This is a genomic window from Pseudoalteromonas sp. UBA6610, from assembly GCF_002433295.1.
GTDB classification, from domain to species: domain Bacteria; phylum Pseudomonadota; class Gammaproteobacteria; order Enterobacterales; family Alteromonadaceae; genus Pseudoalteromonas; species Pseudoalteromonas atlantica.
This window is the reverse complement of sequence record NZ_DJHW01000054.1, coordinates 1-10,979: the sequence shown is the minus strand read 5'-3', so window position 1 is coordinate 10,979 and position 10,979 is coordinate 1. Positions and strand designations below refer to the sequence as shown.

The 10,979-nt window shown below is 39.2% G+C and carries 9 protein-coding genes and 1 pseudogene; 4 read left to right on the top strand and 6 right to left on the bottom strand.

Translation table 11 applies throughout. The annotated features are described in order from the left end of the window. The 5 genes and pseudogenes from B4F91_RS06995 to pyrC form a co-directional block, all read right to left on the bottom strand. Nucleotides 1–87 (bottom strand): annotated as a pseudogene (locus B4F91_RS06995) (MotA/TolQ/ExbB proton channel family protein); the annotation flags it as partial. After that, nucleotides 87–1,451: a MotA/TolQ/ExbB proton channel family protein gene (locus B4F91_RS06990; protein ID WP_004588136.1), complete on the bottom strand. Its 1,365-nt coding sequence runs from the start codon at nt 1,449–1,451 to the stop codon at nt 87–89. The gene B4F91_RS06990 and the pseudogene B4F91_RS06995, both read right to left, overlap by 1 nt. Nucleotides 1,452–1,458: 7 nt before the next feature. Continuing rightward, nucleotides 1,459–2,229 (bottom strand): DUF3450 domain-containing protein, encoded by a 771-nt coding sequence (locus tag B4F91_RS06985; protein ID WP_004588137.1) that lies wholly within the window; start codon nt 2,227–2,229, stop codon nt 1,459–1,461. 865 nt (nt 2,230–3,094) lie between these two features. Beyond that, nucleotides 3,095–3,298, bottom strand: a complete 204-nt coding sequence (locus B4F91_RS06980; RefSeq protein WP_004588138.1) for a cold-shock protein — start codon at nt 3,296–3,298, stop codon at nt 3,095–3,097. 464 nt (nt 3,299–3,762) lie between these two features. Beyond that, the gene (gene pyrC / locus B4F91_RS06975; RefSeq protein WP_096041495.1) at nt 3,763–4,812 is read right to left on the bottom strand and encodes a dihydroorotase; all 1,050 of its coding nucleotides are present in this window, start codon (nt 4,810–4,812) and stop codon (nt 3,763–3,765) included. Between the two features lie 214 nt (nt 4,813–5,026). Here pyrC and B4F91_RS06970 point away from each other — a divergent pair, with 214 nt between their 5' ends. The 3 genes from B4F91_RS06970 to B4F91_RS06960 all read left to right on the top strand — a co-directional run bounded on the left by B4F91_RS06970 (nt 5,027) and on the right by B4F91_RS06960 (nt 9,555). Next, nucleotides 5,027–7,396, top strand: coding sequence for a bifunctional diguanylate cyclase/phosphodiesterase (locus B4F91_RS06970; protein ID WP_054983093.1), 2,370 nt, complete (start codon nt 5,027–5,029; stop codon nt 7,394–7,396). A 455-nt stretch (nt 7,397–7,851) separates the two neighbouring features. After that, the gene (locus B4F91_RS06965; protein ID WP_004588141.1) at nt 7,852–8,739 is read left to right on the top strand and encodes a LysR substrate-binding domain-containing protein; all 888 of its coding nucleotides are present in this window, start codon (nt 7,852–7,854) and stop codon (nt 8,737–8,739) included. Between the two features lie 51 nt (nt 8,740–8,790). Continuing rightward, nucleotides 8,791–9,555 carry a YdcF family protein gene (locus B4F91_RS06960; protein ID WP_286936686.1) on the top strand — a complete coding sequence of 255 codons (765 nt, stop codon included), beginning with the start codon at nt 8,791–8,793 and terminating at the stop codon, nt 9,553–9,555. A gap of 13 nt (nt 9,556–9,568) precedes the next feature. Here B4F91_RS06960 and B4F91_RS06955 read toward each other — a convergent pair whose 3' ends face one another. Further along, complete coding sequence (locus B4F91_RS06955) at nt 9,569–10,321, bottom strand: Nif3-like dinuclear metal center hexameric protein (RefSeq protein ID WP_286936688.1); 753 nt, start codon at nt 10,319–10,321, stop codon at nt 9,569–9,571. Between the two features lie 150 nt (nt 10,322–10,471). On the opposite strand from B4F91_RS06955, the gene B4F91_RS06950 reads away from it, so the two are divergent. Continuing rightward, nucleotides 10,472–10,840: a hypothetical protein gene (locus tag B4F91_RS06950; protein WP_004588144.1), complete on the top strand. Its 369-nt coding sequence runs from the start codon at nt 10,472–10,474 to the stop codon at nt 10,838–10,840. The last annotated feature ends 139 nt before the right edge of the window (nt 10,841–10,979 follow it).

Below are 10,979 nucleotides of genomic sequence, written 5' to 3'. Positions count from 1 at the left end.
GAGTGCTATCGCGACCACGTATAATACCTGGCCGCCTGTGCCAACAAAATCCCTGATAGATTCCCATATCTCCATCAGGACTAGCATTAGGCTTTCTCCTTCTCCGCGTGAGTAGCAACGATACCCGCGCTTTGCTCATCAAGGATATGTAATACTGACTTACTACGACCTGCAACAATTGAATGAAGTAGGATAAGTGGTAGTGCAGCAATTAGACCTAGCGCTGTAGTTACAAGAGCTAGAGAGATGTTACCAGCCATGATCTTCGGATCGCCCGTACCGAACAATGTGATTGTTTGGAACGTTAAGATCATACCGATTACTGTACCTAGTAAACCAAGTAACGGTGCGATTGCAGCAAGAATCTTGATGATGTTAATACCAGCTTCAACACGTGGCGTTTCACGTAAGATAGCTTCATCAAGTTTAAGCTCAAGGTTTTCAACGTCTTGGCTCTTGTTGTCATGGTACACTTTAAGAATACGACCCAGTGGGTTGTTTGTATTCGGTGTAGACAAGTTTTTAAGCTGAGACTTGATCTTAGAAGTAGTAAGCGCTAAGTCAACGAAACGTACTAAGAAGATTAGTAGACCAACAGCTAATAAAACTGTGATGATGTAACCAACTTCAGCACCTTGCTCGTAGTATTCCATAAGCGTTTTCTTCTGCGTGTTGATACGTAAGATTGCACCACGAGTCGGGTCAATGTATACGCCAGCGTAATTGTCAGAAGAAGTACCTTCAAGAGCAGAGATACCATCTAAAATGTAGCTATCAGGTTGTTTACCTAAAGGCTGAATAGATTTTGTCTCTGGCGAGTAGATTAAGTAACCTTCGTCAGTAACTAAGTTAAAGTTACCAATACGTGTTACTTGCTTAACTGTAGAGTTGCCGTCAAGACCTGACACTTCAGTTTCAAAAGTAGAAACTTTTGCTGACTCAGTCATTTCTGTTTGAAGTGCAATCCAAAGTTCTTCAAGTTCACGAACTGTTGGAAGCTCTTTAGCTGCTGCTAATGAACGAAGTACTTCTGCACGGCCTGGCTTTTCAGCACTTACTAGTGAAGCTTCGATAGAACCGATAGCGTCTTGCGCTGCACGACGTACAACACCAAACATTTCACCAAGAGTACCTTGTGCGTTTTGAAGCGCTTGCTCTTTTTCAGCTAATGTATTTTCGTTTTGTGCATATTGCTTAGCTAAGCTGTCACCGCGTGCTTTTTCAGACGCTAATTGGCTTTTTGCTTTGTTAAGTAATGCTTGCTTGTCAGCACGTTCTGATAAGAACTCTTGCTCACGTTGCTTATTGATTTTACCTTCAGAGATACGTTCTTGCTTTACTTGCTCAAGAATTTTATCTAAAGCATCAGTATTTGCATGTGCATTAAGCGCGGTACCTGCAGAAACAGATAGTACTGCTGCAACAGCAAAACCTTTAAATAGTTTCTTCATTATTCGATTACTCCGCGCCAAAGATTGGTAGTTTAACAAGTTCTAGTGTCGCTTGCTTACGCGCCATACGAATCACTTCTTTAACTGGTTTTAGGTATTCTTCACCTAATTCTTTCCACTCTTTAGTGTTGTTGTCCCACACCCAAGCGTGTTTTAAGTCAAAAGATTGTGCTACGTAAGTGATACGACCTAAACGACCGATATCAACGTTAATGTTTTTACCATCAACTTCTAAAGTACCTTGAGAAGCAGTTACAGCCGAGCTGTAAGCAGTTTCAACTGTGTATGCTTCAAGAACTTGGCGGAATTTCTCAGACGTCGTTACAGACGCAGAAGCCATGATTTCACGAAGTCTTTCTACACGAGCAAGACGAGAATCAAGATTGAACGGAACGTCCGCTTTGATGAATTGCTCAAGCGTATCGATCATGCGATACATCAAAGGCACAACGTTTTGTTTAGTGTTGTCGATAGTAGCGATTTGACGGTCAAACGATTCGATTGACGCATTTTGGTCAGCGACCAAACGTGCTACGTGATCGTTGTACACTTTCATAAGTTCAGTCTCATCAACAATACTACGGTACTCAGCGATTAGCTCTTGAGTTTGACCGTATACGTTGTCAATTTTAGTTTGAGACTTAACAGCAGCCTTTTGAATTTGCTGACCTGCTTTTTGCACGTCATTCAAAGGATCTGCAATCACATTGCTGCTTGCAAATGCAAAAGCGCCAACCAACGCAGATGCTACAAGACTCTTTCTGATTTTAACAGACATAGTTCCCAACCAATTAAGTAATGTTACTTTTATAATTTAATTATCAACCTTATTAAGGATGACAACCCTGATATCTTTTAATAGATATCAACCCTCCAATAATGCTAAATGCAATACGCCCTGTCAACTTGATGTTAGCTATTCTAAGTAAATAAATACCTTGAAAAAGCTAAAACTAAAGTATTACAAAAAATACTGTTAACATAAATGCAACCAGCATTAAGCCGTTTTAGCATTATATAGCCCCTTTAAAATTAAACACTAGTTAAAAATTAGACACTTACATGAAACAAAAATGCAACATCTAAACAAAACTGAATTGCACCTTAAAAAAAAACAAAAATAATAAAAATGTGACAATTTGATGAACTAGATTTGGTTAAATTAGGCTAAAAACATATCTTAACTTACAAATCCTGCGCTTCATCGTATAAAAATACAACAATTCGAAAGTGGTTTTGAGATGATGTATAAATATTACTGCATTTAAGTTAATGGCTTTAACTTTGCTAAGCCCAAGTTAAGCCTTATTAAAGCCAGTAAAACACTCAGTTAATTACACGGTTTTTTAATACACACTATGCGTGTGGTAAATGTATTGTTTAACCTTGGTGAAAGTATGCAGATTATGAGCTGTTAGTGTATTGAAGCGGCGTTGCTATTAAATAGGGTTTTTAACTATTTAAATGGCAAATATGTTAAGCGTGTTTGAAGCTATAGCGAGAAGTAAATTTTAACGTTTGACTGTATTAGGGAGTAAACAAACAATATTAGAGAGTATAAAAACAATGAGGAAGATTTTGAGGAATTATGGTGAAACAGAAAACTGCTTCACCAAGATGAACTAAGGTTCACATAATTAAAATTATGCTACTTCTACGTTCTCAGCTTCAGGGCCTTTTTGACCTTGTTTGATGCTGAAAGTCACTGCTTGACCTTCGCTAAGAGTGCGAAAACCAGAACCAGTGATTGCGCTGAAATGTACAAACACGTCAGGACCATTTTCTTGTTCAATGAAACCAAAGCCTTTAGCTTCGTTGAAAAATTTTACTTTACCAGTAACCGACATACTAAATTTTCCTGTAAGTCAATAATTAAAATTCAGCCATATTATTATGGCTATATCCTCCCTGAGTCAGTGCCCAAAATTCTGGAGGTATAGTACAGGAACAAGTTTTAACCTAACCGGTAACCTTAAACGCAGCACAATATCCGTAAATTCAATACGCAAAAACTCAAAGCAAGTTAAGGTTAACACATTAATTTTTTTTTGGCTCTATTAATTAAGATTTATTTACTCAGAACAAAAATAAATAAAGCATTATATGTAAGCGGTTATTTTTAAAGCTAAAATTGAACAAAAAACGGCAACTTTGTTGCTCCTAATTGTAACAAATCATGTATAACAGCTTAGCTTTACAAATAAAGCCCCTCGTAAAGAGCGTTAAATCTCAGGTAAAGATTGAATTTCAAGCAAATAAAAAGCCGTACAGCAAGCTATACGGCTTTAATACAATGCTAATTTAATGCACTTTACTTAACCTGCCAGTCAATAGTAGCTTCTGCTTTAATAGGCACAACTTGTGAGTCACCAAGTGTGTAACTTGCGGGAACTTGCCAAGGGCTTTTCTCTAGGGTAATTGTATCGGTGTTACGGGCAAGTCCGTAAAAGTCAGGCCCAAAATGGCTTGCAAAGCCCTCTAGTTTGTCCAGTGCGCCTGCTTCTTCAAAGGCTTCGGCGTAAAGTTCAATCGCAGCATGTGCTGTATAGGCGCCAGCACAACCGCATGCCGCTTCCTTTTTATCTTTATAATGTGGTGCTGAGTCAGTCCCTAAAAAGAACTTTTTATTTCCACTTATAGCTGCCGCCATTAATGCTTGTTGGTGAATATTGCGCTTTAAAATAGGTAAACAGTAATAATGCGGGCGTATGCCACCAGCTAACATGTGGTTACGGTTGTACAATAAGTGATGCGCGGTAATGGTTGCCGCCACATTTTGCGGTGCGGCTGTCACAAAATCAACAGCGTCTTTTGTCGTAATGTGTTCAAGCACTATTTTCAGATTTGGAAAATCAGCGACAACATCGCCTAAAATCGTCTCTAAAAATACTTTTTCACGGTCAAAAATATCTATTGATGAATCAGTCACCTCACCATGCACTAATAACAGCATGCCCACGTCTTGCATCGCTTCAAATACAGGGTAAATATTCTTTACTGATGTAACCCCTGAATCTGAGTTAGTGGTTGCCCCTGCTGGGTACAACTTGGCAGCAACAATTTTACCCGTTGCTTTGGCTTTTTTAATTTCTTCAGGTGTGGTTTTATCGGTTAGGTAAAGCACCATTAAGGGTTCAAAGTTGCCCTGCGGCCCCGCTGCCATAATTCGCTCTCGATAAGCTAGCGCTAAATCAGTGCTCGTTGCTGGCGGTACAAGGTTTGGCATTATGATGGCGCGGCCCATGTAGCGGCTAATATCGCGTACTGTATCTTTAAGTTGCTCACCATCACGTAAATGGACATGCCAATCATCAGGACGAGTTATGGTTAATGTGTTTTTTGAATCGGTATTAATGCTCATTACTTTTTTCCACGGCTGAATTTATCCGATCATAGGCATATGGAAAGACCTAGTAAAGTGTTATCTAAACTATTCCCCTCTATGAGTGCTGCAAAATACTATTGGGTTTAAGTTTAACGACGATTACACTCGTTTAAGCGTTTTATTTTGAACATGCTTTAAATTTGGGTTAACTTATCAGTGCTAATACAAATAAAAAGAATAAAATTACCCTATGTCGAATCATATCGATACCTATAAAGCGCTCGAAGTTAAAACTGAACAACTGAGCATAATAAATCAGTTTTCCTCAAGCTTATTACAGCTCGATACCCTAGAAGAGTTATTTGAGTATGTAACCACTCAAGTAGTAAACCGCCTTGGGTTTGTTGATTGTGTTATTTACCTAGCTGATGAAACACGTTTACAGCTAAATCAAGTCGCTTCTATGGGCATAACCCACGCCAGAGACGAATACCAAGCAGAGCGTAAAATTATTGGCTTTAACGAAGGTATAACCGGTTATGTCGCCCGTACAGGCACAGCTATTATTATTGGCGATGTTACGCAAGACCCTCGCTACATTGCTGATGAACGCCCTGCTCAATCAGAGTTATGTGTGCCACTTATATACAAGGATCATGTTTTAGGGGTTATTGATTGTGAACATCCAATAAAAAACTACTTCACAAACGCCCATCTAGAAATATTAACCACGGTTGCGCATTTATTAAGTGCTAAGCTAAACCAAGTAAACACGGTCAATAGCTTAACGCACACAGTAAAACAGTTAAATGATGCGCAAAAGCTTGAAAACAGCTTACTGCAAATCGCTAATTTAACGTATAAAGCCAGTAACCTAGATACCTTTTTTGAAGCTCTTCACAGCATAATAAATAGCTTACTTCCTGCAGATAACTTTTTTATTGCCCTTTACGATAAGCAAGTAGACATACTCGATTTGGTTTACATCGTTGAAGAAGGCATTCAAACGCACGCACACAAAAAAATATCAAAAGAGCAATTAAAAGATACAGCTTCGTATTACTTACTAAAATCAGACCGTGTACTGCTATTAAATCAAAACGATTATCAGCAACATATAAATAACGGCGACTTTAAACTTGTAGGCCGTCTTTCTGAATCCTGGCTAGGTGTGCCTTTTAAAGCAAATGATAGAATAAGCGGTGTAATTGTTGTTCAAAGTTACGATAAAAAGCTGCATTACAACGAACACGACAGCGCCCTTTTAACCTACGTAAGTAGGCAAATTAGTATGGCCATAGATAGGCAACTTGCAAGGCAAGAGCTTGAACACAAAGCATTGCATGATGAGCTAACAGGCCTCGCTAATCGCTCGTTACTTATTGAGCGTATTAAACATGCAATTTTGCGTTTATCGCGTGTTAAAAAAGGTACGAGCCACGCCTTGCTTTATTTAGATTTTGATCGATTTAAAAGTATCAATGATTCGCTTGGGCATGAGGTTGGCGATCATTTTTTAATTAAAATTTGTGAGCTCATAAAAGGCACCGTCAGAAACACTGATACGTTTGCACGCCTTGGTGGCGACGAATTTGCTATTTTTATGGAAAACATCACACACCGAAACCAGGTTAGCGAAGCGCTAAAACGAATAAACACAGCCCTTGCTAAGCCACTTAATGTGGATAGTCATTTATTGCAAGCATCAACCAGCATTGGCATCGCCTTTAGTGAAAGCAGCGACGATAAAGCCTATTTGCTATTACAGCAAGCCGATGCCGCTATGTACGAAGCTAAATCAAGCGGGCGTGGCCAAGTTAAGTTTTTTAATAACACCATGCGTAAAAAGCTCAAAACACATGCCGATATAGAAAACGACTTACAACACGGCATTGAACACAACGAATTTGAGCTTTATTTTCAGCCTATTTTTACTATAGCGACAAGCGAAGTTGTCGGCTTTGAGGCACTAGTAAGATGGCACCATCCTAAAAAAGGGTTTGTGCCACCAAATGAGTTTATTCCGATAGCCGAAACCACCGGGCAAATTATTAACCTCGATTTGCACTTGCTTGACCTCGCTGCACAACATATTGCGCACTGGCACACATTAGGGCATCGCTTTTTAAAAGTAACGGTCAATGTGTCATCGCGTCATTTTGCCAGCCTCGACTTTGTTGCCCAAGTTCACGCATTATATAATAAATACCAACTGCCTTTAGGGTCGTTGTGTTTAGAAATCACTGAATCAGGGCTTATCGCTAACCTTGATTTAGCAACTCAAATAATAGAAGGGCTTGCCCCACTTAAAGTGAAGTTATGCTTAGATGACTTTGGTACTGGATACTCAGCACTTGGTTACTTACACCAATTACCTATTCATATTTTAAAAATAGATAAAAGCTTTATCGATCACCTCAACAAAACCAATAACCCGTTAGTAGAGGCCATTCTCTCATTAGCGCAATCACTAAACTTTGAAGTTGTGGCTGAGGGAATCGAAACCCAAGAGCAACTAAATATTTTACAAGCCACTCAATGTAATTACGGGCAAGGCTTTTTAAAGTCAAAACCGGTTACAGCACAACACGCCATTAAGCTTATCCACAAACCCCTGTAGTAGCTGTTATCCAAAGGCTTACTTTTTCACAACCAAAAAGGTGTAAAAAGTAAGCCTCGTAATACCCATTCGTTTATTTAAGCGCTCAGTTTTAAAGCAATAAAAACATATTATTACTGTTTAAGCTTTAGCCCATTAAAAACAGACCTGTTATTACGCGTTGTGATAATTCCTTATCCCTCTTAAAAACCAGTGCCTTTTATTAAGCTGCCCTGCCCATAACGCTGCTTTAAACAGCCGCTGTATAACCCAACAAAACAACTTGAGCTAAACTCATGCCAAACTCATCAAACCAGTAGTAACTAAAGCACCCACATTAGTTAATTTAACTTTAAGGGATTATTTTAGTAATTAATAGATTGTTTTAGCCATCTAGACGTTGAAACGTTTTTTGTAAAGGCGTAGTATGTAGTCAATCTGAGCCAAACTCACTTTTCCCTTGAGAATTATTAAAGATGATTGATATAAAACACCTTAAAACTATTGCGACATTAAAAGACACCGGATCGTTAGTTAATACAGCCCGCGAATTATTTTTAACGCAATCAGCTTTATCTCATCAAATTAAAGACTTAGAAAACAAATTAGATTGCCAATTATTTGAAAGAAAAACGCAGCCTGTGCGCTTTACGCCACAAGGAATGCTATTACTCGAACTTGCCAACGAAGTTTTACCTAAAGTAGAAGCCACTAAGTGCCGTTTAAAAGAAAGCCTTAATCAACCTATTTCCCAACTGCGCTTAAGTGTTGAATGCCATGCATGTTTTCATTGGCTGCTGCCTACAATTAAAGAATTTAATAATTTTTGGCCAGACATTAAAATTGACTACGAACGCGGCTTTAGCTACGACGCTATACCTGATTTACTCAACGATGAGCTCGACTTAGTATTGACCTCAGATATACGCGATCCTGATAAACTTGAATACGCTCACTTATTTGATTTTAAATTAAAGCTTATCGTCGCCCCTGATCACGACCTAGCTAAAAAAGCATATGTAACGGCGCTTGATTTAAAAAACGAAACCATTATTTCGTATCCTATTCCGCGCGAGCGACAAGATATATTTAAACACTTTATTCAAAATGCCCGCTTTGACGGCACCCTAAAAAATGTAGATCAAGGCTTATTAATTTTTCAGCTAGTGAGTGCAGGAATGGGTGTAGCAGCGCTGCCTGATTGGTTGGTAACACCTTACGAAAGCCAAGGTTTAATAAAATCAATCCCGCTTGGTGCACTAGGGCTAACCCGCCCTATGTACCTAGCAATGAAAAAAGACATGAAAGACAACCCCGTTTATCGCCATTTTTTAAATACCTGTAAGCAAAATAACGGTCGATAAATCACAAACGAATAAGTAACATAAGGCCTATTGTGTTTTATGTTACTTGTTATGTTTGAATTAAAAAAATTATTAGGTGGCTTAATTATGCCGCTACCGCTATTTGGTTTACTTGCGTTTGTAATGCTAGTGTTGGCGTTTCGTGCACGTAAGTCTGCTTTAGTAATCGCAAGCTTAAGTCTATTGGCGCTTTTAGTGTTAAGTACGCCGTTTGCTGCGCATCAACTGATTAAAAACAATGAGCCCGTATCATTGGCATTTAATGCACTAAAACACCCAACCCTTGATAAAATTGTTGTGCTGGGTTGCGACATAAACCCTAACCCCGCTTTAAGCGCTAATAATCAGCTAGGAAACTGTGCGCTTACTCGCTTGGTAGAAGGGGTTAAGCTTGCAAAAAAATACCCTAATGCAACGCTTATCGTATCTGGCGGTGGCTATGGCAAAGTAACCAATAGCGCGTTAATGAGCCAAACAGCAATAAATTTAGGGGTGCATAAAAACCGTATAAAACAAAACCCACAGGCAATGGATACAGCCGCAGAAGCCAAACTACTCGCGCCTAAGCTCGTTGATTTTAAGGTTGCACTGGTTACGTCTGTACTACACATGCCGCGCTCAATAAACTTGTTTAATGCCCAAGGCATTGAGGTAATTCCTGCCGCTACGGATTATCACAATTTTGCGGCTTTACCTTTGTATAAACAATTTATACCAAATGCTGAGGCATTACGTGTAGTAACGCAATATGCCCATGAAGTCATTGGGAATGCTTGGATAAGTATGCGCCGCTGGATAAACCCAGAGGCGCTGTAGAGTATATATAAATTTATACTGGGTTATCTATATCTATAAAGCTCACATCAAAACCATGTTCTTTAGCAAGTAGCTCACCAAGGGCTTTAATTCCGTAACGCTCGGTTGCATGATGCCCTGCTGCAAAAAAGTCTATATTTTGCTCTCGCGAGCTGTGAATAGTTTGCTCTGAGGCTTCACCCGTTAGGTATGCATCAATCCCCTGCTCTGCTGCTAAATCGATATAACCTTGCCCGCCTCCTGTACACAGGGCAATGGTGTTAATTTTTTCATCGCGTACCACACTACTTAAAGGTTCGCGGTTTAAAACTTTGGCTATTTTATTTGCAAACTCGCTACCTGTAAGCGGAGTTTTTAACCGTCCTTTCATAGCAACGCTATTAGTAACGGGTTCAAGTCCTGTCTCTAATTCAATATCAAGCAAATTAGCAAGCTGGGCGTTGTTACCTATAATAGTGTGAATATCAAGCGGTAAATGGTAGGCAAATAAATTAATATCGTGCGCTAACAAAGCCCCAATACGGCGTTTTTTCATGCCCGTAATAGGTTGCGATTCACCTTTCCAAAAATAACCATGGTGAACCAAAACAGCATCAGCTTTTTTTTCTATCGCTGCATCAATGAGTGCTTGGCTTGCAGTCACCCCCGTAACAATCGTTCTGATTTCATTTTTACCTTCGACTTGCAGCCCGTTAGGACAAAAATCTTTAATTGTGTGAGGCTTTAAAATGTCGTTTAACAGTTGGTTAAATTCTCTACGTTGCATACTTATTACCTTACTCAGCACTGAATTTTGTGCAAATTTTGGCGTTTATGGGGCTAAAATGGAAGGAAAATCGCAAAAAATTGAAAAACAGTTGGAAAATAGGTATAAATACGGCTTCTTTATCTGTGTTCACAACGTATAGGGTCTCTGATGAGCAAACTAGACAAAACAGAAGTTTTATCTGCCTTTGAAGCTGCATATGAAGCTGCCAATGGTAAAAAACCTGAAATTACTACAAAACCTGGCTGGTACAGCATCGATGGTGGCAAAAACTTACGCCTAGCTGATGTAGCAGAGCTAACGAAAGAATTAAGCTCTGGCAAATCGCCTGCACAAGCTGAGCAAAAAGCGCCTGCGAAAAAAACTAAAACTAAAGCTGCTGCGCCTGTTAAAGCACAAAAAACAGCGCCGTTTACTGTTGTAACACAAAGCGAAGACGGCTACACAGCTGAAGAGCTTTGGATTGTTGAGCTTGCAAGTAAAGATCACGACTGTCGCTTACCGCGCGGTGTTGTTTAAACAACATGTGATTAATAAAAAAGCCGCGTTAAGCGGTTTTTTTGTGCCTGTTTATCACCTTCTATCAATTCGCTTTATTATATAATTTATTTTGAGCTAAAAAAAAGCGGCTAATAGCTAATGCCGATCAGTTAAGAAA

What these genes read in the sequence shown, in the direction of transcription:
- B4F91_RS06965 (WP_004588141.1), top strand. Translation starts at nt 7,852, where the DNA reads ATGATTGATATAAAACACCTTAAAACTATTGCGACATTAAAAGACACC.
- B4F91_RS06980 (WP_004588138.1), bottom strand. Translation starts at nt 3,298, where the DNA reads ATGTCGGTTACTGGTAAAGTAAAATTTTTCAACGAAGCTAAAGGCTTT.
- B4F91_RS06950 (WP_004588144.1), top strand. Translation starts at nt 10,472, where the DNA reads ATGAGCAAACTAGACAAAACAGAAGTTTTATCTGCCTTTGAAGCTGCA.
- B4F91_RS06985 (WP_004588137.1), bottom strand. Translation starts at nt 2,229, where the DNA reads ATGTCTGTTAAAATCAGAAAGAGTCTTGTAGCATCTGCGTTGGTTGGC.
- B4F91_RS06990 (WP_004588136.1), bottom strand. Translation starts at nt 1,451, where the DNA reads ATGAAGAAACTATTTAAAGGTTTTGCTGTTGCAGCAGTACTATCTGTT.
- B4F91_RS06960 (WP_286936686.1), top strand. Translation starts at nt 8,791, where the DNA reads ATGTTTGAATTAAAAAAATTATTAGGTGGCTTAATTATGCCGCTACCG.
- B4F91_RS06970 (WP_054983093.1), top strand. Translation starts at nt 5,027, where the DNA reads ATGTCGAATCATATCGATACCTATAAAGCGCTCGAAGTTAAAACTGAA.
- B4F91_RS06955 (WP_286936688.1), bottom strand. Translation starts at nt 10,321, where the DNA reads ATGCAACGTAGAGAATTTAACCAACTGTTAAACGACATTTTAAAGCCT.
- pyrC (WP_096041495.1), bottom strand. Translation starts at nt 4,812, where the DNA reads ATGAGCATTAATACCGATTCAAAAAACACATTAACCATAACTCGTCCT.